Source organism: Corynebacterium sp. HMSC068H04, from assembly GCF_001811255.1.
Classification (GTDB): Bacteria; Actinomycetota; Actinomycetes; order Mycobacteriales; family Mycobacteriaceae; genus Corynebacterium; species Corynebacterium hesseae.
In genome coordinates, this window is sequence record NZ_KV803958.1 from 1 (window position 1) to 26073 (window position 26073).

Below are 26073 nucleotides of genomic sequence, written 5' to 3' on the forward strand. Positions count from 1 at the left end.
GGAAAACAACACGTTTTGTCGTTTAGGCCGGTCCAGGGAACTTTTCCGTCGCGTGCAACGACTACTTGGTAACCTCGCACAATCCGTGCGGGGTAAGGATTGGCTCGAGGATCCCTCCCGGCGATAGGATGAGGGAACCTTCAACCAAAAGTTTCATCAGACCATCAAGGAGTTGTTCTGGACATGCAGCTGCGTCAGGTCACCACAGGGATTGCTGCCGGGGCAGCCTGCCTCGCGGTCGGGCTGTCCGCGCCACTAGCGGCGGCGCATGACTCAGTCATAGGCGGCAACGTTGTGAGTGATGCGCCGCTGGAGGAATTCCCTCGCGAAATCACGCTGGAATTCTCTGGCATCCCAAAGGACAACTTCAACACCTTCGCCGTGAGTGATAAGACAAGCGGCGACGTGCTCTTTGACGCAACCCCGACCATTGACGGCCGAAACCTCACCGTCGAAGTCCCCCAGGACGTCGAGCCCGGTGATGGTGACTACCAAGTAGGTTTCCGCATTACGTCCTCCGATGGGCACTCCACACTCGGTTCCGTGCCATTTAGCGTGGCCTCCGGGGCTGGGGGAGATAAGACTGCAGATGCTTCTGCCGATGGTGCCAAGGAAAGCGACGATGCAGAAGGGTCTCAGGATCCCCTGAGTTCCTTGCCTACCGCGGCCAAATGGATCATTGGTGTAGGAGCAGTTCTCGTCGTTGGCGCAGCCCTTTTCGCCTTCGGAGCAAAGACCCGCCGCTCTGGTGGAGAAGACCCAGAAGGCTAAGCATCACACGGCTTTTGATGATGTGAGAGTCAATCCGCATTTTCCTTAACTACTGTTACTGCAGAAAGGCATGTCACATGCTGAATTCCCGTATTTTCCTCCGCGCTTCCGTGGTTGCCGTTGCTGCTGCCAGCCTTGCACTGGCAAGCTGCTCGACGAGCGAGGAAGATTCCACCGCAGCCCCATCGAGCGCTGCAGCCAGCGCTGAGAATGGCGCTGAGAAGGACAAGGAAGCTGCGACCAGTGACTCGGCTTCTTCCTCCGCTGAGTCCGGTGTGACCTTCGAGGATGCTGTCGTGCGCGCCATGGAGAAGGATTCGGATATGACCGCGATCTTCGGCACCCTCCACAACCACACGGACAAGGACATCAACGTGGTTGGCTTCACCTCGTCGGTGAAGGCGGAGCACTACGAGATCCATGAGGTCGTCGATGGCGTCATGCAGGAAAAAGAAGGTGGATTTGATCTGCCTGCTGGCGAATCCGTCGAGCTCGCACCGGGTAGCTTCCACTTCATGCTGATGGGAGTTACAGAGCCCGTTATGGCTGGCGAGACCGCCACACTGACGCTGGAGCTTAGCGACGGCTCAACGGTCGACCTGGGCGACATCCCCGTGCGTTCCATCGGCGCAGGCGACGAGAACTATGGCGATATGGGCGGCATGGATCACGGCGACGATATGGACCATGGCGACATGAAGCATGGTGATCACATGGACCACTCAGAGTCCGCAGACATGTCGGGCATGAAGACGGAAGAGCACGCTCACTAGAAAAGCGTTCTCTGGGCCAAGGTAGGCAAGTTATCGGTTCTCACGAGATAAGGAGACATCAACGATGAGCGGGTTCGAGGAACCTGTCAGCCGGCGTGGATTGCTCGCCGGAAGTGCTGTGGCTGCAAGCGCGGTAGCGCTCGCCGGTTGCGCGAAGGGGGAGGAGTCAGGGCAGTCTTCGGCGGAGTCTGCAGACGCTTCCCAAGCAGCGCAGGCCGGTGATGCCGGAAGCACCGGGCCGGAGCGCCGCGAGGAAACCATGGGTGGCGATATCGTCGCCTTCGATGGCAAGCATCAAGCAGGCATCCAAACCCCGGTCCAGGCGCACGTGGAATTGGTCGGTTTCAACCTGAAGAAGGAGACCACCGCACGCGGCGCGGCCGCACTCATGCGTCTGTGGACGGAGGACGCTCGCCGCCTGTGCACCGGCGAGAACCCGCTGGGTAGCCTCGAGCCTGAATTGTCTACCACCCCGGCAAACCTCACCGTCACGTGCGGTTGGGGAGAAGGATTCTTTGACACGGTGGGCGTCGCCAAGCCCAGCTGGCTGCGAGATATCCAGGACTTTGAACACGATGATTTGCGCCCTGAATGGGGACAGACCGATATCGTCCTACAGATCTGCAGTGATGATGCCTTCACCGCGGCCTATGTACTGCGGCATATGACTCGTGCCGGTAAAGACTACGCCGACGTCGCGTGGATTCAACAGGGGTTTAGCCACGCTTATGGTTCCGCACCGAAGGGAACAACCGCGCGCAACCTTTTTGGGCAAAAAGACGGCACGGTCAACCCGCGAAGCGATGAAGATTTCAATGAGCAAGTGTGGATCGAGGACGGCCCCTTTGCCGGCGGCAGCGCCATGGTGGTTCGCCGCATCCACATGAACCTCGATACGTGGGAGCAACTTGATCGTGCTGCACGTGAAAACGCTACAGGTCGAGCGCTCGATACCGGCGCACCTCTAGGTGGCAAGGACGAGTTCGACGAGGTTGACCTGGACGCGCGAAACGAGTTTGGCCTCAAGGCTATTGATGAAAACTCGCATGTCGCCCGGGCACATCCTCCGGTCGACTCACCTCATCAGAAGCTGCTGCGCCGTCCGTATAACTACAACCTTCCGCCTTCCCCGGAGACCACCAAGCGCGGTGAACTCAGCAACGCTGGATTGATCTTCATTTGCTACCAGAAGGATCCTACGGCCCAGTTCGAGCCCATCCAGGCGCGCCTCGACAAAGCGGATCGCCTCAACGAGTGGATTACCCACATCGGCTCGGCCGTGTACTACATGCCTGCCGGAACTGAGGGCGAAACCTTTTGGGGCGAATCGCTCATCCGCAGTTAAGAGGGGTAGACTAAGCCGCTGTAACTTTCTCGTTGAGCGCTGCTCGGCCAGGTATGTCGAGCGGCGCGTGAGCGCAAAGGAGCGCAACAAGTCATGGCGGAAATGATTCCAGCAGTCCCGGTGAACTACGAGCCGATCACGGTCCCGGCCGGTACTGCCGTGGGAGCAGCGATGCGCGAGCATGAGCTGCCCAACAAGGGCCCCGAAGCAGTAGTCGTCGTCCGCGGCGCCGACGGTACTCTCTACGACCTTTCCCACACGCCGGACACTGACGCCGAGTTCACTCCGGTTGCTGCCTGCGAGGAAGACGGCCGCGCCGTTATTCGCCACTCCTGTGGGCACGTCATGGCCCAGGCCGTGCAGGCGGAGTTCCCCGGCACCAAGCTGGGCATTGGCCCGGCCATCGAGAACGGCTTCTACTTCGACTTCCAGACCGCAGAGCCCTTCACTCCGGAGGACCTCAAGGCCATTGAGAAGCGCATGAAGAAGATCATCAAGGGTGGCCAGCGCTTCGAGCGCCACGTCTACTCCTCCCCGGAGGAAGCGGAGCAGGCGCTTGCTGCCGAGCCGTTTAAGCTCGAGCTGGTCCAGGACAAGGGCAACGTGGACCCTGATTCCGATGAGGCTGCCGAGGTTGGTGCCGGCGATCTGACCCACTATGACAACGTCAACCCGCGCACCGGCGAGGTGGAGTGGTTTGATCTGTGCCGTGGCCCGCACGTTCCGACCACCAAGTACATTCCAGCTTTTGCCCTGACGCGTTCCTCTGCTGCTTACTGGCGCGGTGACCAGTCCAAGGCTGGCCTGCAGCGCATTTATGGCACTGCCTTCGAATCCAAGGAAGCACTTGAGTCCTACAAGACCATGGTGGAAGAGGCAGAAAAGCGCGACCACCGCCGCTTGGGTGCCGAGCTGGACCTGTTCTCCTTCCCGGATGAGATCGGTTCCGGTTTCCCGGTATTCCACCCCAATGGCGCTACCGTGCGCATGGAGATGGAAGAGCACTCCCGCCGCCGCCACATCGCTGATGGCTACTCTTTCGTGTCCACCCCGCACCTGACCAAGGGTGACCTGTTCAAGAAGTCTGGACACTTGGACTTCTACGCGGATGGCATGTTCCCGCCGATGCAGCTCGATGGCGAGTGGGATGAGGACGGCAATTGCACCAAGCAGCCGCAGGACTACTACGCCAAGCCGATGAACTGCCCGATGCACAACCTCATCTTCGCTTCTCGTGGCCGCTCTTACCGCGAGCTGCCGCTGCGCCTCTTCGAGTTCGGTACGGTGTACCGCTATGAAAAGTCCGGCGTTGTTCATGGTCTGACTCGCGCCCGTGGCTTCACCCAGGATGACTCCCACATCTACTGCACCCCTGAGCAGCTCGAAGATGAACTGACCAAGGTTCTGGAGTTCATCATTTCTCTGCTCAAGGACTACGGCTTGGACGACTTCTACCTGGAGCTGTCCACCAAGGATCCGAATAAGTACGTTGGCTCTGATGAGATTTGGGAGCGTTCGACGGCTATTCTGCAGTCCGTGGCGGAGAAGTCCGGTCTTGAGCTGGTTCCGGACCCGGCGGGCGCGGCATTCTACGGCCCGAAGATTTCTGTCCAGGCTCGCGATGCCATTGGCCGTACCTGGCAGATGTCTACCGTGCAGCTGGACTTCAACCTGCCGGAGCGCTTCGAACTGGAGTACACGGCGTCGGATGGCAGCAAGCAGCGCCCGATCATGATTCACCGTGCGCTCTTCGGGTCCATCGAGCGCTTCTTCGGCGTGCTGCTGGAGCACTACGCCGGCGCCTTCCCGGCGTGGCTGGCCCCGCACCAGGTGGTGGGTATCCCGGTGGCGGATACCTTCGCACCGCACCTCGAGAAGGTGTGCGCCGAGCTGCGCTCCCGCGGCCTGCGCGCTGACGTCGATACTTCCGACGACCGCATGCAGAAGAAGATCCGCAACCACACCACCGGCAAGGTGCCATTCATGCTCCTGGCCGGCGAGCGCGACGTCGAGGCAGACGCCGTGTCCTTCCGCTTCCTTGACGGCACGCAAGTTAATGGTGTGCCCGTGGAAGCCGCCATCAACGTCATCGAGGCTTGGGTGCGTGAGCGCAACAACGATCAACCGACCAAGGAAACCATCGCCGAGCGTGTCTAGGTGCAGATGCATCTAGACAGAGCTGAGAAAGGGAGCACACACAGAGTGAGAGAGTACGTCGATACCGGCCTGGGAACCCCCGACCGCTTAGAGCGCCTGTGGGCGCCGTACCGTATGAGCTACATCAAGCGTGAGGGCGGCGCCGGCGACGTTCCAAAGGAAGCCCGTAACCCGTTCGTGGAGATCCCACAGATGTCGGACGAGGACGGGCTCATCGTTGCCCGCGGTGCGCTTGTTTATTGCGTGCTCAACCTTTATCCCTATAACGCCGGCCACATGATGGTCATCCCGTACCGCCAGGAATCTGAGCTGGAAAACCTCACCGAGGAGGAGTCCCGCGAGCTCTTCCAGTTCGCGCAGGCCGCCATCCGGGTCCTGAAGAAGGTGTCCGGCCCCGATGCCGTCAACGCTGGATTCAATCTGGGGCGGGCCTCGGGCGGATCGGTGGGGCAGCACCTGCACATGCACATCGTTCCGCGGTGGAGCGGAGATTCAAACTTCATGACTATTGTGGATGGCGTTAAAGTGTTGCCGCAGCTCCTCAAAGACACCCGTTCCCTTCTTGCTCAGGGATGGGCGGAGCTCGCCGCCGAAGGAATCATCTCAGGAGAAGCGCATGCTTAGTGTTCACGGGCGCAAACCCGCCGCCGTGGTTGTGGTCCCGGTGGCCAAGCTCTTCCTCAAGATGGGCCTGACCCCGAATATCGTCACCATTGTGGGAACGATCGTCACCATTGCCATATCAGTCATCCTCATCCCACTTGATCACCTCTTTGCCGCCGCGCTGTTGTCAGGTCTCTTCGCGGCCTTCGACATGCTCGACGGCACGATGGCGCGCCTGACCACGGGTGGTTCAAACTTCGGTGCTACTCTCGACGCCTCCTGCGACCGCATTACCGACGGTGCCTTGTTCGCGGCGATCGCTTACTGGATGGTGTACGTCGATAACGCTCACCCCATCAACTTCGCCGCCTGCATGGTGGTGCTGGTTAGTTCCCAGGTCATCTCTTATGTCAAGGCGCGCGGCGAGGCCTCCGGTTTCAAGATGGTTGGCGGCCTCGTCGAGCGCCCAGAGCGCCTCATCCTAGGACTCGGCGGCGTGGGGTTGGAAGGCCTGGGCGTGCCTTATGCGCTGGAAGTCGCCCTGTGGCTGCTGGCGGTGGGGTCTATCTTCACCATTTACCAACGCATGCGCCAAGCGGGGCGTCAGGACACCAAGGCGCGTTTCAAGAAGGAACTGAAGCACCTATAGCTCAACACCCGCTCCCACCGGAAGGTACCGTGCCCCCGGCCCGCACAGAAAGGCTCCGCAACCGTGGCTCTACTGGATCGTGACCGGCTGACCGCCGCCGCCTACATCGCGTGCTGGAAGGTCGTGCGCTTCCTCCCGCAGCCGCTCGCTGCTTGGCTCTTCGAGCGGGGCGCGGACTGGGCTAGCGACAACGGCAAGGGCATGGAGCAGCTGCGCCAGAACTTGAGCCGGGTTGTGGGGCCCGAAAACGTCACGCGGGAGCTGGTGCGGAACTCGATGCGCTCCTACATGCGCTACTGGCTCGAGGCTTTCCGCTTGCCGGCCATCCACTCGGACCCTGATCTGCAGAAGCGGTTGTTGGCTGGCCTGCGCGGCAAGGAGTACTCGGATGCGTCGGTGGCATCTGGGCGCGGCGTGATTTTTGCGCTGCCGCACTCAGGAAACTGGGACATGGCGGGCGTCTTCTGTGTGGGCCACTATGGCGGCTTTACTACGGTGGCTGAGCGCTTGAAGCCGGAGGCGCTTTTCGATGCCTTCGTGGACTACCGCGAGAGCCTCGGATTCACTGTTCTGCCGCTGACAGGAGGCAGCTCTTCGCCTTATCCGCGCCTCAAGGATGCCTTGGAACGGGGCGGGGTTGTGTGTTTGCTGTCCGAGCGTGATCTCACGCGCACCGGCGTGCCCGTAGACTTCATGGGCGAAGAAGCCAACGTTGCCGCCGGCCCCGCCCAACTCGCCATTGAAACAGGGGCGGCTCTCCACGTGGTGCACTCGTGGTTCGACGGCAAGGGCTGGGGGCTTTCCGTCAGCCCCGAGGTTGAGGTCACGAATCTTCAGGAGACGTGCCAGCGCCTTGCGGACGGCTTCGCAGAAAACATCCGGGCGCACCCCGAAGATTGGCACATGTTGCAACCGCACTGGAATGCGGACGTCGAGCGCCGGCGCGCTGCTCGCCACAAGAAGTAGAAAGGCAGAACACACTCCATGCGCATAGGTATTATCTGCCCCTATTCCTTCGACGAACCCGGCGGAGTTCAGGCCCACATCCTTGACCTAGCCACTGTCTTTATTGAGCAGGGGCACCACGTGGAGGTGCTGGGGCCGGCGTCGACAAGCACGCAGGTGCCCAGCTTTGTGCGTAAGGGTGGCTGGGCCGTGCCAATTACCTATAACGGTTCGGTGGCTCGCCTGTCTATCGGCCCGCACGTGCGCCGCAACATCAAGCGCTTTATTCGCGAGGGAAACTTCGACATCCTACACATCCACGAGCCGAATTCCCCGAGCTATTCCATGGCTGCGCTGGCAGCGGCACGTGGCCCTATTGTGGCGACGTACCATGCTTCGGCATCAAGCTCCGTGGCGCTGACCCTGGCCAAACCTTTCCTGCGCCCGTACCTGGAAAAGATCCGGGGAGGCATTGCAGTCTCAGAGATGGCTCGCCGCTGGCAGGTAGAGCAGTTGGGTGGTGACCCCGTGCTCATTCCCAATGGGGTAGATACCTCTGTGTATGCGCGCGAGCGTGCTCGTGCCGAGCATAAAGAGAATGATTCAGAGATTGAGATCGTGTTCTTGGGGCGTCTCGATGAGCCGCGAAAGGGCCTGGACATTCTTCTTGAGGCCCTCACCCTGCTCCCAGAGAAGGTGCGGGTGACAGTCATGGGCGGCGGTCATCCGCGAAGCGTTCCGGGAGTCGACTTTGTGGGGCGCGTCAGCGATGCCGAGAAGGCAGCCATTTTGGGGCGCGCCGATATCTACGTGGCTCCCAACACCGGCGGCGAGAGCTTCGGCATCGTCCTGGTTGAGGCAATGGCAGCTGGCTGTGCAGTGGTAGCTTCGGATTTGGAGGCCTTCGCTGCAGTGTGCAATGCCGACTCGGAAGAACCTGCTGGTGCCTTGTTCAGAACCGGCGACGCCACGGACTTGGCGCGCGTGCTGCAGGATGTAGTGAACGATACGGACAAGCGACAGGCCTTGATCAAGGCAGGAGTGGAGCGCGCCCGCGAATACGATTGGGATCATGTGGCCGCTGCCGTCATGCGCGTGTACGAGACGGTGGCGGATGGCACGAAAGTGCGGGTGTCTTAAATGCCGATTGAAGTTGTCATTGCTCTTTCCGTCCTCCTCATCCTGGGGATGTGGGCGCTCTATACGGCGCAGCGGCTGAATTCCCTCCATATCCGCACAGACGCGGCCCTGGCTCAGCTTGAAGCCACGCTGGATCGCCGCGCGGCGGTAGTTAGCGCCCTAGCTCCCGAGCTTGAGAGCATTGCGGCGCGCGCAGAGGCGACGGAGCTTGCGCAGGGGAGTTTCGATGAACGGGCCACCCGGGAGCGTGAGCTGTCGGCGGCCATCGCGCAGCGCTTTGAGGCGCGCCCAGCCGTGCTTGCCGACGCCGAAGGGCGCATCCACTTAGCTCACCGCTTCTACAACGAGGCGGTCAGCGATACCCGCGCGCTGCGCCTGCGCCCGGCCGTCAAGCTGCTGCGCCTGGGAGGCACGGCGAAGCTGCCGGAGTATTTCGAGCTGAGTCAGATTGAGGTGTGATCCACCTGGGACTGTTGAGCCCGCGCCACGCGGCACTCGAGGGAGTACCAGTACAGAGCAAAAGCGGTCATCGCCAGGATGAGGAGGTTGCGCAACACGAGTGCGTACACCGGGTTGAGGTTTTCGCCCACAAAGAACCAGATGTAGTCATAGCCATAGGGATAGATGACGGTTCCCAGGGCAGCTGTTCCCACGGCGAGTACCGCCATGATGGCGCGCACCCCAGCGATATTAGCGGCCTTGTGCCGCTGAGCAGCAGACTCCACGGGGACGGGGGAGCGGAGAGCCACCGCCAGAATCGGCCCAAGCCACACGATATATTGCGGAGAAAAGACCTTATTCGTCGCCATGAGCAGCAGGATTGCCGCGATGAAGAAAACAAGTGTGGAGCGTGAGCTCCAGCCGCCGCGCAGAAAGCGAACGAGCGCTACTGCAATGATCCAGAGGAGTGCGGCGCCCATCGCGATGGTGCTCACAGTAATCGCCGTATCGACACCAGGCCCGGAGATCTCAAAGCTTTTCGACGCCGCGTATTCCATCCTCCACACTCCAGGCTGGTGATGGGCTTGGTAGACGAACCAGGTGGCGGCCAGAGATTCAATCTGGAGGCCGCGCTGACCTTGATACGTCAGAGGAGAGAGCAACCTATCCACACCGGCTATCGCAGCTACGCCGAGGCAGAGGGCGGCGAGGCTTCCGAAAAAAGCGGCCAGCCGCTGCCAAGTACCACGAGAGGTTGCGCGTCCGACGAGCCCGGCAGCGAGGACCCCGGGCCACAGCTTGGCTGCGGTGGCCCAGGCCAACAAAGCCGAGGCAAGACGCGGGCGGGTGGCCAGAAGTGCGCCCGCACCGGCGACGAGCAAGGCGGGATAGAGGTCTAGCCGCCACGTGAAAACGTGGCCTGCCGCGGTGCCGAAAAACACCCAAAACCATCCGGCGCTATACGCTGCGGGGTTGTCGCGGTGATGGCGCAGGAGGAGGGTGAGGAAGGTGGCGTCGGCAAGCAACACCATGGCTGTAAAGCCGATAGCATAGCGTTCAAAGTCGTAGCCAGTAAGCCACGCGAGCAGGACGCTGGGCCAGGTTCCGACCTGCGGATACTCCGTCATGTCTTGAGGATTATCGCCAAAGACGCCCTCGAGGTAATACCGAACGTCTCCGAGCGGGTCCGTGTCGTTGACGAGCATGTAAACGAGGAGAAGGCGCGCCAGGACCCAGCCTGCCCAAATGCTTGGAGTTTTAGCGATTATTTTCAATGGCGGACTCTACGTCAACGGGTGGTCCCAACATGAGCAGGATACTAAACACTACGGCGACGACGAGTAGCGCGATGAGCGCGCTGCGCACCGGGTGGCGGATGGCCTGTGCCAAAACCGAATCGAAGAAGCCGTGTGGCTGTGCGTCGTCGGCAAAGCGCCACGGCCCATCAACGAGTCCGCGCCGAGATACCCAGACCGCAAAGGGCAGCGCCGCGAAGGGGATGACGGTCACTACCAGGCCCAGGATTCCAACCCCCACAGGCCAGCGGTTGTTGATCCACACCAGGGCCGTCATGAGCAGGAAGCAGAGGAAGCCGAAGCCGTGGATGCCACCTGCAATCGGTGTGAGCGCCTCGGTGGTGCCGGAGTACTTGAGGATCATGGAGAGGATCAGCAGACCCCACGTGATCATTTCTAGGTAGGCGGCCACGCGGTGCACGCTGTGCGGGGTGGTTGAACTCATGCGGAACATAGTACGCAACTCCCAGGAGCAGATCAGCTCGTGAGTAGGATGGTCGGAGTGAGTGTGGCGGGCGCCATAACGGCGATGGAATTGGAGTAAAGATGGCATCGGTGGCTCAGGCAGTCGATATCGAGAGGATAGGCGAGGACGAATTTCGCGCACCCGCGGTTCCCTCGCTCATCGCTCGCACCTTTGGGGGACAAACCATGGCGCAAGCGCTTCGGGCGGCGCAGCTCACCGTCGACGATAAGTTGGCGCATTCTATGCATTGCTACTTCGTGGGGCCTGGTGACTCCAGTGTGCCCACAACCATCCGCGTGGAGCGGATACGGGATGGCCGCTCTTTTGCACATCGCCACGTGCGCGTCTACCAAAGGGACCGCATGATTTTCATGCTCAGCGCCGGTTTCCACGCGTCAGGCGATGTTGGCCCGGAGCATCAGGCAGACATGCCGCAGGTGCCGCCGCCGGAGAGCATTACAGAATCCCCGTACTCCACCCGGATCATCTTGAAGGAGTGGGAAGACTGGGACGTGAGGCTGGTCCCCGACGCATCCCGCGATGCCGTCGCCGCGGAAACCACGGGCGCTGGGTTTCGAAATATCTGGTTCCGTAATACGGGTGCCCTGCTTGCCGACGCCCCCGATCCGTCCCTCCATCAAGCGGCGCTGCTCTACATGTCCGACATGACGTTGATTCGCTCAGCGCTGCTCCCGCACCAAGGGGAGAGGATCCAACTAGCCAGCTTGGATCATTCATTGTGGTTCTTGCGTCCGGCCCGGGTCGATGAATGGATGTTGTACTCGCAGTCGAGTCCCTCAGCGCAGACCGGGACTGGTCTTGCACAGGGCAAGATCTTCAACCAACGCGGGGAGCTACTCGCGGTGGCCATGCAGGAGGGGCTGACACGGACCATGCATCCTGAAAGTGAAGGCACCAGCGCCAACGGCAATTGGCAAAATGTGTGATGCTACAGCGAACCGACAGTTAGGAATGAGGCTTCCACGCGTACCCCCTGTGCGGAGGTACGTGGCGTGAGGCCGTATAATTGCACCAGTTTCTAGCAATTTATTGCACAGCCATATCGAAAGGGATGACATGTCAGGCCACTCCAAATGGGCAACGACTAAGCACAAGAAGGCTGCCAACGATGCCAAGCGCGGCAAGGAATTTGCCAAGCTGATTAAGAATATCGAGGTAGCGGCCCGCACCGGCGGTGGCGACCCGGCGGCGAATCCCACCCTCGATGACATGATTAAGAAGGCCAAGAAGGCCTCCGTTCCGAACGACAACATTGAGCGTGCCCGCAAGCGCGGCTCCGGCGAAGAAGCCGGCGGCGCAGATTGGGAGACCATCATGTACGAGGGCTACGGCCCCAACGGCGTGGCCATGCTCATCGAGTGCCTGACGGATAACCGCAACCGCGCAGCCACCGACGTTCGTACTGCGATGTCCAAGAACGGCGGCAACCTCGGCGAGTCCGGTTCCGTCGCGTACATGTTCTCCCGCACCGGCTTGGTCATGGTGGAGAAGGGTGAGCTTAGCGAAGATGACATCCTGCTTGCTGTGCTGGAAGCTGGCGCCGAGGAGGTCAACGACAACGGCGAGAAGTTCGAGATCACCTGTGCGCCGGGTGATGTTCCGGCCGTGCGCGAGGCCCTTGTTGCTGCTGACATCGAAGTTGATGACACCGACACCGATTTCCGCGCGTCCGTTGAGGTTCCGCTGCAGGCAAATGATGCCCGCAAGATCTTCCGCCTCATCGATGCGCTTGAGGATTCGGACGATGTCCAGAACGTCTACACCAACATGGACCTCAGCGATGAGGTCCTCGCCGAGCTCGACGAGGACTAAGGGCTTCTAGCTGAGCTTAAGGCCTTCCAGGCCATGTACCGTCACCGTCTCTGATAACGGCGCGCGCCCAGGGGCAGTCTTGAACACAGGGCTGGATTCATCGGCCACGCCGAAGGTGAGGGCGGTGACGAGCTTGTACTCCTCGTCCACCCCGAGGAATTCACGGACCGTGGGCGCGAGGAGTGAAATCATGCCCTGTGGAACACCGTGGTAGCCGTGTGCCTGCAGCGAGAGCAAAAAGTTCTCAGCATAGGTGCCTTGATCGAAGGCAGCGCGAATGCGATCACCCAGCGGTGGAATGAAAAGCAGCGCCGCGTGCGGGGCGCCGAAGAAGCGAAGGTTTTCGCGGATAAACTCCGTGCGCGCCTCTTTATCCTCGCGCGCAATGCCGAGCAGCCCGTACATCTTGGCGGCGAGCTGCTGCGAGCGCTGCGGGTGGACTCCCTGACCATAGTCAATAGTGAAGTCTGGATTAATTCCGTTCCTATCGAACTCCGCGATCAGCGCGGCGCTTAATTCTTTCAAAGCAGCGCCGCCCACGAGGTGTACATTCCACGGTTGAGTGTTGGAATTGGAAGGTGCGGATTGGGCGTCGATAAGCACCTGCTTGATGACCTCAGTGGGGATGGGATCCGGCAGGAACGCCCGCGGGGAATGACGGGATCGGATAAAGCCTGAATAGTCATTTGGTTGTTGAGACATGCGCGCCACTCTACCCGCGGTGATGAAGAGGAAGCAGATGGGATGGGCCTGACTGATTTGGCAGGCATCGTTCGCAGGGCGCTGATTGCGCTAGAACACATGTGTGTACACTATGCCCCAGGCAAGTGAGTTCATCAGTAGGGCGAGGAGGCGGCCGTGAATTTGGAAGGGCTGCGCGTCATGGGGATTGATCCTGGATTGACGCGCTGCGGCCTGTCCGTTGTCCAAGCAGGACGTGGGCGCGCGGTTATTCCCATCGCAGTAGGTGTCGTGCGCACCCCCAGTGACAAAGAGTTGGGGGAACGCCTGAAGCGGCTATCTGTGGCGGTGAGGGAATGGATGGATGACTACCAGCCGCATGTCGTGGCGCTCGAGCGCGTATTCGAACGCGGCCAAGTGTCAACCGTCATGCAGACCGCACACGCTGTCGGGGTCTTAGTCCTCGTGGCGGCGGAGCGCGATATTCCTGTGCACATGTACACGCCCTCCGAGGTCAAGAAGGCGATTTCAGGAAATGGGCGCGCTGACAAGAAACAGATGACGGCCATGATTACCCGTATCTTGGGGCTGAGTGAGGCCCCCAAGCCGGCTGATGCGGCGGATGCTTTGGCCCTTGCGGTCTGTCACTGCTGGCGTGCTCCAGCGCTGGCATGGATGAGCGGCGGTGACGCGAGTGCCGGCATAGGGGCGGGCGCACGAACAAGCGGGGTACGGGGCTCTTCACCGCGTACCGCGTCTGTCTCCCGCGCGGCAAAGTCAACCTCTTAAGCTAACTGGCATACCCCTTCGAACCAAGGAATTTTTATTTAATGATTGCATCTCTGCGCGGAACAGTCCTCGACATCCAGCTTGATCACGCCGTGCTCGAATGTGCCGGCGTGGGCTATAAGGTCCTTGCCACCCCGGCCACGTTGGGGACGCTCCAGCGCGGTGAAGAGGCCAGGGTTATGACTACGCTCGTGGTAAAGGAAGACTCGATGACGCTGTACGGCTTCACGAGCCACGATGACCGCGACATGTTCCACGTGCTCCAGACCGTTTCTGGGTTGGGGCCAAAACTGGCCCTGGCCGCCCTGTCGGTGATGAGCGCCGGCGATTTAGCTCAGGCGATTGCGGGGGAGGAGACAGCACGCCTGCAAAAGATTCCGGGTGTGGGCAAACGAGTTGCACAACGATTGATTCTTGAGCTCAAGGACAAGGTTCAAGCTTTTGCTTCTGTGGATGGCGGAGATTCTTCGGTTGCTGCGCAGACCGCGTCCGGACCGGTTGTTGAGGATGTTGTTGAGGCGCTCGTCGGGTTGGGCTTTACGGACAAGATGGCTCGCCCTGTGGTGGAATCAGTTGTGGCTGAAATACCTGAGGCGGCGACACCAGTGGTGCTGCGCGCAGCACTCAGCAAGCTGGGGTCCAAGAAATAGGGGAGAGTGGGTGACATGTCAGACGTAGAACGCACAGAATTCTCACTGCCGGACGGGGTGGAGCTTAACTCTCCACTCCAACGCAACCAGGATATGGATGCCACCGAGCAACAGGGCGAGCACGATATTGAGCGCTCGTTGCGTCCGAAGTCGCTCGGCGAGTTCATTGGCCAGCCTAAGGTGCGCGAGCAGCTATCCCTTGTGCTTACTGGAGCGAAAAATCGCGGCGTAACGCCAGATCACGTGTTGCTATCCGGCCCTCCCGGACTGGGCAAGACGACGATGGCGATGATCATCGCCCAAGAGCTGGGAAGCTCGCTTCGTATGACCTCGGGGCCAGCTCTGGAGCGAGCAGGTGACCTGGCTGCGATGTTGTCGAATTTGATGGAGGGAGATGTGCTCTTCATCGACGAGATTCACCGCATCGCCCGCCCGGCTGAGGAAATGCTCTACATGGCGATGGAGGATTTCCGCATTGACGTCATCGTGGGTAAGGGGCCGGGGGCTACCTCTATCCCGTTGGAAATTCCGCCTTTTACTCTGGTGGGGGCGACTACTCGCGCCGGAATGCTGACCGGGCCGTTGCGTGATCGCTTCGGATTCACCGCGCAAATGGAGTACTACGATACCGAGGACCTCACCCAGGTCATCACCCGCGCAGCGCGAATCTTGGAGGTTGACATTGACCAAGATGCTGCGGTGGAGATTGGATCCCGGTCGCGCGGAACTCCGCGAATTGCCAACCGCCTCCTGCGCCGGGTCCGTGACTACGCCGAGGTCAATGGGGATGGTCACATCAACGTTGGCGCAGCACAAGCAGCGCTGCGGGTTTTTGACGTGGACGAACGTGGGCTGGACCGCCTTGACCGTGCGGTACTCGAGGCTCTCATTAAAGGGCACGGCGGTGGCCCCGTGGGTGTCAATACTCTGGCCATCGCGGTGGGCGAGGAGCCGTCGACAGTGGAGGAGGTGTGCGAGCCCTACCTCGTGCGCGCGGGGATGATCTCGCGAACGGGCAGAGGGCGTGTCGCGACTGCAGCGGCATGGCACCACCTAGGGCTCGAGGCGCCCGAGGGAACGGTGGGCGGGACACTCTTCTAATTGGCCCGGAGACGGGGAGGTCTGGCACACTGACCACTTATGAACGGAACCCAGATTCTTCTACTCCTCGTACTTGCAATTCTCGTTATTTTGCCGAGTTTTATGTCAATGCGCGCGCAGCGCAAGCGCCAAGCGCAGATGCAAGAATTGCAATCCTCCTTGAAGCCTGGCCAAGAGGTGATTACCGCCGGCGGCCTGCACGGCACCGTGGTGGAAGCCGGTAAGCAGCAGGTTGATTTGCGCGTTAAGGACGGCACCGTGATTACCTTCGACACGATGGCTATCGTGCGAACTGCTGAGCAGGCTGGCACGGTCAACGATGCGCCGGCTGAGGCGGAGGGCGACAACGAGCGCTTCCCGAAGCTCTAATTCGAGTTGCGCTCGTCACACTGCGGGCGCCTCACCTTAAGCCTGTTAAGGAAAACCGCGGTCCATGACGTACGATGGTGGACTGTGCTTTAGTCATGGTGGCGTCATGGCGCTCAATCGCGTCGTGGAGATGGCTACCATGACCTATGATTTTTAGCCCTGTTCCACACAACACAGGAGAACTTTGTGTCCGCTTCGAAACGTGGTGGCGTTAGCAGCCGTCAACGGCAATGGCCTAAGCGCGCGATAGCGCTGTTTGCGCTCATTGTCATCGTGATTTACGCACTGATATTTCTGACCGGTGATAAGTCACCAACCCCAAAGCTCGGCATTGATCTACAGGGTGGTACTCGCGTAACCCTGGTTCCGCAGGGTGAGGACCCAACCCAGGAGCAGCTGCAGCAGGCGCGCACCATCCTCGAGCAGCGTGTGAACGGCATGGGTGTTTCGGGCTCTGAGGTCGTCATCAGTGGATCCAGCTTGGTTATTACTGTTCCGGGCGAAGATGCGTCCCAGGCGCAGGCAGTGGGCCAAACCTCTCAGCTGCTGTTCCGCCCGGTGGGCGAGCAGCCCATGCCGGATATGGACAAGCTTGAGAAGTCCATGACTGATACGGCTAACCGCTGGGTCAAGTACGGAGTCGTGACGCCAGAGCAGGCCAATAAGGCGCTGGCCTCCATCCACGATGCGCTCACCCAGAACGCTGATGCAGCCGCCCAAGGCGGGGAGAAGAAGGACGAAAAGAAGACCCCGGCTCCTACTGTAAGTGAGAAGCCGCTTCCGGCCCCGGCTAACTCTCTCGAGGAATCTGAGCGCCGCGATAAGGTTACTGAGGTTCTGCTTAAGGACCGCCAGTCTGAGGATCCCACCCAACAAACGGCAGCACTGGGCTTGATGACGTGTGACGCGGAATCCGACCCATTGGCCGGAACCGATGACCCGGCAAAGCCGTTGGTGGCTTGCGATTACTCTAATCAGCAGCCCTACCTGCTCAAGCCAGCTCCGCTTCTGGACGGTATTGAGGATCCGAACGGAACCCGTCTGACTGGTAACGAGATTGATAGCAACTCTCCGATTCAGGGCGGCCTGAATTCCCAGACCGGCCAGATGGAGATCAGCTTCGCCTTCAAGACCGGCGATGGCCCCAATGGCTCGCAGACGTGGTCCACCTTGACCCAGGAGTACCTGCAAAAGCAGGTGGCCATCACCCTCGACTCCGGCGTGATTTCTGCTCCGGTAATCCAGGGCGCGACCCCGGTTGGTGCTGCTACCTCCATCACGGGTGATTTCTCTCAGGAGGAAGCACAGAACCTGGCAAATAACCTGCGTTATGGTGCACTGCCGCTGTCCTTTACCGGCTCCAATGGCGAGCCGGGCGGAACGGTGGAGACCGTGCCGCCGTCACTGGGCAAGGCCGCCCTTGAGGCAGCACTCATCGCCGGCATCGTCGGCCTGATTCTGGTTTCGCTGTACTCCATCTACTATTTCCGCGCTCTGTCTTCGGTGGCGCTGCTGGTGCTCGTCACCACCTGCGTCATGCTGTACGGTGCCCTGGTCCTGCTGGGTCGGTGGATCGGCTACTCGCTTGATCTTTCTGGCATGGCGGGCTTGATCATTGGTATTGGTGCCACGGCCGACTCCTTCGTTGTCTACTACGAACGCATGAAGGATGAGATCCTGGGCGGGCGCACATTCCGGTCTGCCACCCGCACGGGTTGGGAGCGCTCGCGGGCAACGATTGTCACGGGTAAGGCCGTGACGCTTATCGGCTCCGTCGTGGTGTACTTCCTCTCTATTGGCGCCGTCAAGGGCTTTGCCTTCACCATGGGCTTGACCACCATCTTCGACCTCATCGTTTCCTTCCTGATCATGGCGCCGCTGATGCAGCTCCTTGGCAGCCGCCCAGCTTTTGCCAAACCGTCGATGAACGGCCTCGGCGGCATCTACAACCTCGTGGAGGAGCGCCGCGAACGCGGCTTTTATGCCAAACCGGCCAAGAAACCCGTCGCTACTGCTACGGATGAGGAGAAGTAATCATGGCTGTCGAAACTACTAACCGCAAGATTTCCCGCTTTGACCGTCTCTACGTAGACGGCAGTGGATTTGACTTCGTAGGTCGGGCCAAGACCTGGTACACCATCGCCGGTGTGCTGCTCATCGCCTCCATCTTGGCTATTGCACTTCGTGGCTTCAATCTCTCTCTGGACTTTGAGGGAGGCACGAAGCTCAACATGCCAGCTGGGGATCTGTCCACCGAACAGGTAGAGGAAACCTTTACGGAGGCCACCGGTGTTACCCCAGAGCTGGTGCAGATCGTGGGCGCGGGTTCCTCGGAGACGCTGGAAATCACCTCCGAGCGTCTGAGCCAGGATGAGGTTAATCAGGCCCGCCAAGCCATCTTTGAGAAGTATCAGGTCAAGGATGATAACGGTAAGCCGAGCCCGGATGCGATTGGTTCTTCGACGGTGTCGGAATCGTGGGGCTCGTCGATTACCAAGCGCATGGTCATCGCGATGGCCGTATTCCTCGTGCTGGCCACCATTTACGTGGCGGTCCGCCTGCAGCGGGACATGGCCTTTGCGGCAATTCTTGCCCTCATTTTTGATGGTGTGTTCATTGCCGGTATCTATGCGCTCTTTGGCATCGAGGTGTCCCCGGCAGTCATCATTGGTCTGCTGACGGTGCTGACCTTCTCCCTCTACGACTCCGTCATTGTCTTTGACAAGGTGGACGAGAATACGACGGGATTGGAAGGCCAGCGCAAGAAGACCTATGGGGAGCTCACCAACTTGGCCATTAACCAAACGGTGATGCGTTCGATCTCCACGTCTATTATCTCAGCCCTGCCGATCATCGCTCTGTTCGTTGTCGCCGTATGGCTGATGGGTATCGGCACACTGCGAGATCTTGCTCTTGTGCAGTTCATTGGCGTTATCGAGGGCGTATTCTCCTCAATCTTCCTCGCTACGACGCTTCTGGTGACTTTGTCGAACCAGCGAAAGAGCGTGAAGAAGCACAACGCCGTGGTTGCTGCCTACCGTGCGGAGGGCGAGCCTACGAAGGCAGGCGAAGGCGATGAGGAACCGAAGGCTACGCGCACCGTCGTTTCCCCATCCGCGGCTTCGCATTCTGAGCCCGAGTCACGCACTGACGAGTCGGGTGGGGCGTCCTGGCGCCCCGGGCGTTAAGCCGTGCGTACTTCTCCAGTCGCGGCACTGCTGGCCCTAGCCCTCACCGTGACAGCGTGCGGCTCTAATGAGGAGGGTGCGGGGGAGGACTCTTCGGCATCACGTTTCGCGGTGCTGAGCGATTCCCCCCTTGCTACTAGTAACGCAGCCTCCGCGTGGGGCGATGCCGTCGGGGCTGCCCAGCTAGCAAGCCGCGTCTATCCTGCGCTGTACGTACCGGGCCCAGCCGGGCAGATGGTGCCCAACTCAGATCTTGCTCACGCGGAGTATTTCGCTCCCGACGGCGATGAGACCGGGGCACACGTGGACTTCACGCTGACGGAGCAGGCTCGCTTCGCCGACGGTGAGGCAGTGACCTGTGACGATTACCTCTTGGCCTACACTGCTGGCCAGTTGAGTGAGACCTTTGGCTCCCACCTTCCGCTGATGGAAGAGGTCAGCGGAGTGGAATGCGCGCCTCACAGCAAGAAATTTACCGTGTGGTTTACGCCCGATGCGGGGTCGCGGTGGCGCTACTTGTTTGGCCCCGGCGCGGTTCTCCCAGCGCACGTGATGGCTAAGCGGGCGGGGATGAGCGTCGAAGAGCTTAACGCGGCGCTTCATGCTCAGGACATGGCAACCCTGCAACCAGTGGCGGAGGCTTGGCGCGATGGCTTTTCGACGGAACCGGGGCGTTTTGACCCGGACATGCAGGTTTCCTTTGGGCCATATCAGATTGACCGCGTCGAGGATGATGGCTCAATCGTTCTGACGGCGAATGACAACTACTACGGCGACAAGCCTGCCGTGCGTGAAGTAGTCATGTTGCCCAGCAGCGCGGATGCGGCAGCGTTTGTAGCCTCAGACGAGCTTCGCGTTGCAGAGTCGCCCACGGCTTCACCCTCGTGGTTGGACCGCAATGCTGAGGGGAATCCGGTGGACGTGAAATCCATACCGGGTGGCCTGACCGACACTCTGGTCTTCTCGGAGGCTGGGATTTTTGCTCAGCCGTGGGCACGCGCCGCCTTCGCCGCGTGCGTGGATACGCAGCGCTTGGCACAGGCCTCCTCGAAGGAATCAGGCGTGGATGTTCCTGCCGTCACCGTGCGCACGGTGCGCAACGATGATCCAGTTGCGGCCCAGATGGCCTCGCTAACAACAGTCCCCGTCGACAACGCAGCTGCGTCGGGTCTGTCCGGTTACACCATCGGCGTAGGCTACCTCGCTCCCAACCCTCGCTATAAGGCAATGGTTGAGCAGTTGCGCGCGGCCTGCGAGCCCGCGGGAATCACCGTGGAAGACCGCTCCGGAGACCGTGTTTCCCGCGAGCAATTGTCCGCGGATCCCGCGACTGGCCTGCCGGAGATCGACGTCTACCTTGGGGCAGTAGATCCGATGCGTGAGCATTCCGCTCCCGCCTCCAGCGTGAAGAATGCGTCGGCATTGCGCACGTTGGAGCAGGATTTGTGGGAGGAATTGCCGTCTATTCCCATCTCCGCGCAGCCTCGGACCTTTATCACTGACCGCGCTGTGACAGGCGTGGTGCCCTACACTGGCCCTGCGGGTATCGGGTGGAACCTCGACCGTTGGAGCTATACCCCACAAACAGCAACCGAAACTAAGGAAGAGTCGTGAGCGAGATTTACGTCGCAGCAGCACAAGCCTTGAAGGATAAGGTCCGCCTTGTCCAAGACTTCCCGGAGGAGGGAATCCTGTTTGAGGACCTGACCCCGGTATTGGCAGATGCGGAGTCTTTCGCCGCCGTGGTCGATGGCTTGGCTGAGGCCTGCAAGGAGCTCGGTGCCGATTTGGTCGGCGGCCTCGATGCGCGCGGGTTCCTTCTAGGTTCCGCCGTTGCCTACAAGTTGGGGGTGGGAATTCTCGCCATCCGCAAGAAGGGCAAGCTTCCGCCACCCGTCTTGACCCAGGAGTATGAGCTGGAGTACGGCACGGCAGCGCTGGAGATCCCAAATAGCGGTATTGACATTAAGGGCAAGCGCATCGTGCTTGTCGACGACGTCCTCGCCACCGGCGGCACGCTCCACGGAGCCGCATTGCTGCTGGAATCCGCGGGCGCGGAAGTGGCGGGCAATGTCGTGGTTCTGGAGGTCAATGGACTCCAAGGGCGTGAGCGACTGCAAGGTTCCCCGTTGATTGTGCTCAATCAGATGGGAGCAAAGGACTAAGGTTGTATGCCTAAGCTACTTCGCGGAGGCAGACATGACGACTGAAAAGCAGGACAAGACTGCGTGGCGGCCGGGCGGTGTGCGCGGCATGTCCGCGCGCTTGGCGCGCTCGCTGACGGGCGGTCGCGTAAAGATCAATCCGGCGCTGGACCCGTTGATGTCTATCCACCGGGAGTTTCACCCGAAGGCGGACGCGGAGCTTCTCAACAAGGCCTATGCGACGGCGGAGCGGCTGCACGAGGGCGTATTCCGCAAGTCCGGCGAGCCTTACATTACGCATCCGCTTGCGGTGGCAACCATCGCGGCGGAGATTGGCATGGACACCACGACCGTTGCGGCGGCCTTGCTGCACGATACAGTGGAAGATACTGACTATTCGCTGGAGGACCTCACCCGTGATTTTGGGCCGGAGGTGGCCCGGCTTGTCGACGGCGTCACGAAGCTCGACAAGGTCGCCCTCGGCGCCGCCGCCGAAGCAGAGACAATCCGCAAGATGATCGTGGCCATGGCCACCGACCCCCGCGTGCTCGTCATCAAGGTGTGCGATCGCCTGCACAACATGCGAACCATGCGCTTCCTCCCGCCGGAGAAGCAGGCGAAGAAGGCACGGCAAACCCTTGACGTCATTGCGCCGCTTGCTCACCGCCTGGGCATGGCAAGCGTCAAATGGGAACTCGAGGATCTTGCCTTCGCCATTCTGTATCCGAAGAAGTACGACGAAATCGTCCGCATGGTGGCGGATCGCGCTCCCTCACGCGATAAAGCGCTCAAGGAAATCAAGGCCCAGGTAAGCCAAGCCCTCAAGGCAAACGGCATTCAAGCCGAGGTGATGGGGCGCCCGAAGCACTACTGGTCGATTTATCAGAAGATGATCGTTCGTGGGCGTGACTTTGCGGAGATCTTCGATCTCGTCGGAATCCGCATCCTCGTCGACGACATCAACTCCTGTTACGCCGCCATCGGCGTGGTGCACTCGTTGTACCAGGCTCTTCCGGGGCGCTTCAAGGATTACATCTCCTCGCCACGCTTCGGCGTCTACCAGTCGCTGCATACCACCGTTATCGCGGACGGCGGCTCCACCCTTGAGGTGCAGGTGCGCACGCACGAGATGCATTACAACGCCGAGTTTGGCGTTGCGGCACACTGGCGTTATAAGGAGACCAAGGGCAGGAATTCCGGCCACCAAGAAGAAGTGGATCAGATGGCGTGGATGCGCCAGTTGTTGGATTGGCAGAAGGAAGCCGCTGATCCCAATGAGTTCCTGGACTCTCTGCGTTATGACCTGACCGCCAAGCAAATCTTTGCGTTTACCCCGAAGGGTGACGTGATCAATTTGCCCGCTGGTTCCACCCCCGTGGATTTCGCATATGCGGTGCATACGGAGGTAGGCCATAGGTGCATTGGTGCCAAGGTCAACGGCAAGCTCGTGGCATTGGAATCGGAGCTGAAGTCCGGCGATAAAGTTGAGATTTTCACCTCCAAGGATCCGAATGCGGGTCCCTCGCGGGATTGGCAGGAGTTCTTGGTCTCGCCACGGGCTAAGACGAAGGTGCGGCAGTGGTTTGCCAAGGAGCGCCGTGAAGAGCACCTCGAAGCCGGGCGGGATGCCTTGGCCGCCGAGGTCCAGCGTGGCGGCTTGCCCATGCACCGGCTGTTCACCGCTAGCTCGATGAAGCAGGTAGCCGAGCAGCTGCACTACCCGGATGTGGATGCGCTCTATACCGCCATCGGTGCCGGCCATGTCTCAGCTCAGCACGTTGCCAACCAGCTCATGGCGCTCTTCGGAGACAGGGACGATGCAGTCGATGCCTTGGCTTCTCGTACCCCGCTCAGCGAGCTGGAGAATTCCCGCGCTCAGCACACGAAGGATTCCGCATCCGGCACCGGAATTTTGGTGGAGGGCAGCCCGGACGTCATGGCCAAGCTGGCGAAGTGCTGCCAGCCTGTGCCTGGTGACGCCATCTTTGGCTTCGTGACCCGCGGCGGTGGTGTGTCCGTGCACCGAGCTGACTGCACCAATGCTGAAAAGCTCAAGTCGGAACCCGAGCGCATGATGCAGGTGGAGTGGGCTGGCGGGCCGAAGTCTTCCGGTGCCTTCTCCGCAACGCTGCAACTGGAGGCCATTGACCGTCAAGGTCTGCTCTTTGAGCTCACCCGGATCTTCAGCGATCAGAGCCTCAACGTATTGTCGATGACCTCCAATCGCGGCGATGACCACATTGCGACTGTGCGCTTCACCTTCTCGGTTTCTGACACCAAGCAGCTGGGGCAGTTGATGACAACCCTGCGTAACACCGAGGGCGTCTTCGACGTCTATCGCGTCACGGCTTAAGGCATCACCCCTCAACCGGGGGTGTGTGGCTGAACGGGAGGTTGCGCCTGGGTGAAACTAGGGGAGATGTTTGGTGAACGCGCTGGTCGTGGCATCAGCAAGCGCTGCGCAATCGTGATGGATGCGTTATAAACACGTGGACAAGATTTCTCTCATACCCAGGAGATCCACGTGAACTTCCGTCGCTTTGGCCAGCTTCTGGCCGCCACCACCGTCACCGCCGTTGCCGTCTCCGGCGCGCCTGCCTTCGCCGCTGAGGCCGACCAGGTGACCATTTCCGTCACCAACTTCACCGACTTCCACGGCCACCTTGAGCTGGCCGAAAACTTTGACAAGGAATCCGAGGAACTGGTTGGTTACTCCGAGATGGGCGCTGCTCGCATGGCTGCGCTCATCAAGGCCGTCAACAAGGACCAGGAGTACGCCTTGACCTCCTCCGGTGATAACGTTGGTGGTTCCGCTTTCGTGTCTGCGATTTCTGAGGACAAGTACACCAACGAGGCCCTCAATGCTATGAATCTCGATGTCACGGCCGTGGGCAACCACGAGTTCGACAAGGGCACCGATGACCTGATGGGCCGTATCAAGGACCAGTCCAACTTCCCGATCCTGGGCGCCAACGTCACCAAAGATGGCAAGCCTCTGCTCGATGCTTCCTTCGTCAAGGAGGTAGACGGCGTGAAGGTGGGCTTCGTTGGTACCGTCACCGAGAACACCAAGTACAAGGTGTCCGCTGCGTCCATCCCGGGCGTCGAGTTCTCCGACCCGGTCGAGGCCACCAATAAGGAAGCCAGCCGACTGAAGGAATCCGGCAAGGCTGACGTCGTTGTGGCGCTCATGCACGAGGACGCTCAGCAGTACGCGGAGGGCTTCAGCAAGGATGTGGATATCCTCTTTGGCGGTGATACTCACGTTAAGACCCAGGGCGAGGTTGCTCGTGAGGGGGCAATGCCGCTGTACTGGGCACAGGGCTACGAGTACGGCAAGGTGCTTAACGACGCCGACATCACCTTCGACAAAGCCGAGAAGAAAATCACCAAGATTGATCTCAAGCAGTACGACGTGGCCAACGCAGAGGTCTTCGCCCAGCTGCAGGGCCTCGAAGACGACCCCGAGGTGGCTAAGATCGTCGAGGAAGCAAAGAAGGTAGCGGAGATTGAGGGTGCCAAGACTGCTGGTACCACCGAGAAGGCCATGTACCGCGGTTCTGATGAGGGCAAGGACACCGGTACCAACCGCGGTGTGGAGTCGACCCTCAACAACTTTATTGCCGATGGCCAGCGCTTTGCTCTATCTAAGCAGACGGACAAGGACATCGAAATCGGTGTCATGAACGCAGGCGGTGTGCGCGCCGACCTCAAGCAAGGTGATGTTTCCTACCAGGACATCTTTGCCGTCCAGCCTTTCGGTAACTCCGTGATTACCGCGGAGATCAGCGGCGCTGCCTTCATCACCGCACTGGAGAACCAGTGGAAGCCTGGCCAGTCCCGCCCGCGCCTGGCTCTGGGCCTGTCCAACAACGTCACCGTTGTCTACGACCAGAAGGCTGAGCAGGGCAAGCGCGTTAAGTCTGTCACCATTAACGGTGAACCGATTGACCCGGAGAAGAACTACAGCATTGCTCTGTCCTCCTTCCTTGCCTCCAGCGAGACGGAGGCCGGCGGCGATGGCTTCTTTGAGCCCGGTTCCATCAAGAACCGCAATGACGTTGGCTACATGGACACCCAGGCGATGATTGACTACATCGCTTCCGGCGAGTCCAAGGTCCGCACCGGCCAGGGGCAGATCGGTGCCCACGTGTCTGGTGACCTGAAGCCGGGGGAGGAGATCACAGTCGACCTTTCCTCCCTGAACTACTCCAACGCAGAAGAGCCACAGGCTAAGAAGGTCACCGTTGCACTGGGTGACGCTAAGGCCGAGGCAGACATTGACAACGCAGCACAGCCCGGTGACGAGCAGTTCGGCGAGCGCGGGCGTGCAACCGTCAAGCTCACCATCCCGGAGGGTCTGAAGGGCGAGCAGAAGCTGCTCATTACTACCGATGCTGGCACTGAAGCCGCCCTTCCGATTTCCCTCGACGGTGACGACGACGCGAAGGACCCGAAGGATACTGGTTCCGCCAAGGATGCAGCTTCCTCCATCGGCCTAGGTGTGGGTATCACCGCCGCTATCGCCGCCGCCATTGCCGCTGTGATTGGTGCCATCAACATGCCGGTTGCTGCGCTCCCAGCACCGGTGCAGCAGCTGATTGAGCAGCTGCGCAAGCAGTTCAACATCTAGTCTGTACTGATGCACAAGCCCGCACTATCGTGAAGCGTCCTGGGTTTAGTTCCTACCTCAGCTAAGGATGTGATGTCTAGCGACTTTTTGGACACGGAGT

At 60.3% G+C, this 26073-nt stretch carries 24 protein-coding genes; 21 read left to right on the forward strand and 3 right to left on the reverse strand.

Going from position 1 to position 26073, the window contains the following annotated elements; genetic code table 11:
• Positions 1-183 precede the first annotated feature (183 nt).
• The 9 genes from HMPREF2792_RS00400 to HMPREF2792_RS00440 all read left to right on the forward strand — a co-directional run bounded on the left by HMPREF2792_RS00400 (position 184) and on the right by HMPREF2792_RS00440 (position 8842).
• A complete protein-coding gene (locus tag HMPREF2792_RS00400; protein ID WP_070529959.1) occupies positions 184-771 on the forward strand; it encodes a copper resistance CopC family protein in 588 nt (195 codons plus the stop codon).
• Positions 772-848: 77 nt separating this feature from the next.
• Positions 849-1544, forward strand: a complete 696-nt coding sequence (locus HMPREF2792_RS00405; RefSeq protein WP_070522073.1) for a copper chaperone PCu(A)C — start codon at positions 849-851, stop codon at positions 1542-1544.
• Between the two features lie 64 nt (positions 1545-1608).
• The gene (locus tag HMPREF2792_RS00410; protein ID WP_070529961.1) at positions 1609-2889 is read left to right on the forward strand and encodes a Dyp-type peroxidase; all 1281 of its coding nucleotides are present in this window, start codon (positions 1609-1611) and stop codon (positions 2887-2889) included.
• Positions 2890-2982: 93 nt separating this feature from the next.
• A complete protein-coding gene (thrS, locus tag HMPREF2792_RS00415) occupies positions 2983-5046 on the forward strand; it encodes a threonine--tRNA ligase (RefSeq protein WP_070529963.1) in 2064 nt (687 codons plus the stop codon).
• Positions 5047-5052: 6 nt separating this feature from the next.
• A complete protein-coding gene (locus HMPREF2792_RS00420; protein WP_070529995.1) occupies positions 5053-5670 on the forward strand; it encodes an ATP adenylyltransferase in 618 nt (205 codons plus the stop codon).
• The gene (pgsA, locus tag HMPREF2792_RS00425) at positions 5663-6298 is read left to right on the forward strand and encodes a phosphatidylinositol phosphate synthase (protein WP_070529965.1); all 636 of its coding nucleotides are present in this window, start codon (positions 5663-5665) and stop codon (positions 6296-6298) included. Before HMPREF2792_RS00420 ends, pgsA begins: the two co-directional genes overlap by 8 nt.
• Positions 6299-6361: 63 nt before the next feature.
• Positions 6362-7264: a phosphatidylinositol mannoside acyltransferase gene (locus tag HMPREF2792_RS00430; RefSeq protein ID WP_070529968.1), complete on the forward strand. Its 903-nt coding sequence runs from the start codon at positions 6362-6364 to the stop codon at positions 7262-7264.
• Positions 7265-7282: 18 nt separating this feature from the next.
• Entirely contained in the window at positions 7283-8383 is a 1101-nt protein-coding gene (locus HMPREF2792_RS00435) for a glycosyltransferase family 4 protein (RefSeq protein WP_070529970.1), read from the forward strand.
• Positions 8384-8842, forward strand: a complete 459-nt coding sequence (locus HMPREF2792_RS00440; RefSeq protein WP_070529972.1) for a LemA family protein — start codon at positions 8384-8386, stop codon at positions 8840-8842.
• Here the strand turns inward: HMPREF2792_RS00440 and HMPREF2792_RS00445 are convergent.
• Together HMPREF2792_RS00445 and HMPREF2792_RS00450 are read right to left on the reverse strand one after the other, a co-directional pair.
• Entirely contained in the window at positions 8827-10029 is a 1203-nt protein-coding gene (locus tag HMPREF2792_RS00445) for a DUF2029 domain-containing protein (RefSeq protein ID WP_083306353.1), read from the reverse strand. The two genes, HMPREF2792_RS00440 and HMPREF2792_RS00445, sit on opposite strands and share 16 nt — an antisense overlap.
• A gap of 52 nt (positions 10030-10081) precedes the next feature.
• Positions 10082-10564: a DUF3817 domain-containing protein gene (locus tag HMPREF2792_RS00450; protein WP_070529997.1), complete on the reverse strand. Its 483-nt coding sequence runs from the start codon at positions 10562-10564 to the stop codon at positions 10082-10084.
• Positions 10565-10665: 101 nt separating this feature from the next.
• Between HMPREF2792_RS00450 and HMPREF2792_RS00455 the strand changes: the two genes are divergently transcribed.
• Both HMPREF2792_RS00455 and HMPREF2792_RS00460 read left to right on the forward strand, forming a co-directional pair.
• A complete protein-coding gene (locus HMPREF2792_RS00455; RefSeq protein WP_070529976.1) occupies positions 10666-11532 on the forward strand; it encodes an acyl-CoA thioesterase in 867 nt (288 codons plus the stop codon).
• Between the two features lie 130 nt (positions 11533-11662).
• Positions 11663-12418 carry a YebC/PmpR family DNA-binding transcriptional regulator gene (locus HMPREF2792_RS00460; protein WP_070529978.1) on the forward strand — a complete coding sequence of 252 codons (756 nt, stop codon included), beginning with the start codon at positions 11663-11665 and terminating at the stop codon, positions 12416-12418.
• Positions 12419-12424: 6 nt separating this feature from the next.
• Here the strand turns inward: HMPREF2792_RS00460 and HMPREF2792_RS00465 are convergent, their stop codons facing one another.
• Positions 12425-13120 (reverse strand): nitroreductase, encoded by a 696-nt coding sequence (locus HMPREF2792_RS00465; RefSeq protein WP_083306354.1) that lies wholly within the window; start codon positions 13118-13120, stop codon positions 12425-12427.
• Between the two features lie 156 nt (positions 13121-13276).
• Between HMPREF2792_RS00465 and ruvC the strand changes: the two genes are divergently transcribed.
• From ruvC to HMPREF2792_RS00515, 10 genes are all read left to right on the forward strand, one after another.
• Positions 13277-13888, forward strand: a complete 612-nt coding sequence (gene ruvC, locus HMPREF2792_RS00470; RefSeq protein WP_070529981.1) for a crossover junction endodeoxyribonuclease RuvC — start codon at positions 13277-13279, stop codon at positions 13886-13888.
• Positions 13889-13929: 41 nt separating this feature from the next.
• Positions 13930-14538 (forward strand): Holliday junction branch migration protein RuvA, encoded by a 609-nt coding sequence (gene ruvA, locus HMPREF2792_RS00475; protein ID WP_070522106.1) that lies wholly within the window; start codon positions 13930-13932, stop codon positions 14536-14538.
• 15 nt (positions 14539-14553) lie between these two features.
• The gene (gene ruvB, locus HMPREF2792_RS00480) at positions 14554-15639 is read left to right on the forward strand and encodes a Holliday junction branch migration DNA helicase RuvB (protein WP_070529983.1); all 1086 of its coding nucleotides are present in this window, start codon (positions 14554-14556) and stop codon (positions 15637-15639) included.
• A 39-nt stretch (positions 15640-15678) separates the two neighbouring features.
• Positions 15679-16008 (forward strand): preprotein translocase subunit YajC, encoded by a 330-nt coding sequence (gene yajC, locus HMPREF2792_RS00485; protein ID WP_070529985.1) that lies wholly within the window; start codon positions 15679-15681, stop codon positions 16006-16008.
• Between the two features lie 186 nt (positions 16009-16194).
• Complete coding sequence (secD, locus tag HMPREF2792_RS00490; protein WP_070529987.1) at positions 16195-18042, forward strand: protein translocase subunit SecD; 1848 nt, start codon at positions 16195-16197, stop codon at positions 18040-18042.
• 2 nt (positions 18043-18044) lie between these two features.
• Complete coding sequence (secF, locus tag HMPREF2792_RS00495; RefSeq protein WP_070529989.1) at positions 18045-19196, forward strand: protein translocase subunit SecF; 1152 nt, start codon at positions 18045-18047, stop codon at positions 19194-19196.
• A gap of 3 nt (positions 19197-19199) precedes the next feature.
• Positions 19200-20810 (forward strand): ABC transporter substrate-binding protein, encoded by a 1611-nt coding sequence (locus HMPREF2792_RS00500; protein ID WP_083306355.1) that lies wholly within the window; start codon positions 19200-19202, stop codon positions 20808-20810.
• Positions 20807-21361, forward strand: coding sequence for an adenine phosphoribosyltransferase (locus tag HMPREF2792_RS00505; protein ID WP_070522126.1), 555 nt, complete (start codon positions 20807-20809; stop codon positions 21359-21361). The genes HMPREF2792_RS00500 and HMPREF2792_RS00505 overlap by 4 nt, the downstream gene beginning before the upstream one ends.
• A gap of 34 nt (positions 21362-21395) precedes the next feature.
• Positions 21396-23693 carry a RelA/SpoT family protein gene (locus HMPREF2792_RS00510; protein WP_070522129.1) on the forward strand — a complete coding sequence of 766 codons (2298 nt, stop codon included), beginning with the start codon at positions 21396-21398 and terminating at the stop codon, positions 23691-23693.
• A 171-nt stretch (positions 23694-23864) separates the two neighbouring features.
• Complete coding sequence (locus HMPREF2792_RS00515) at positions 23865-25973, forward strand: bifunctional metallophosphatase/5'-nucleotidase (protein WP_070529993.1); 2109 nt, start codon at positions 23865-23867, stop codon at positions 25971-25973.
• Positions 25974-26073 lie beyond the last annotated feature (100 nt).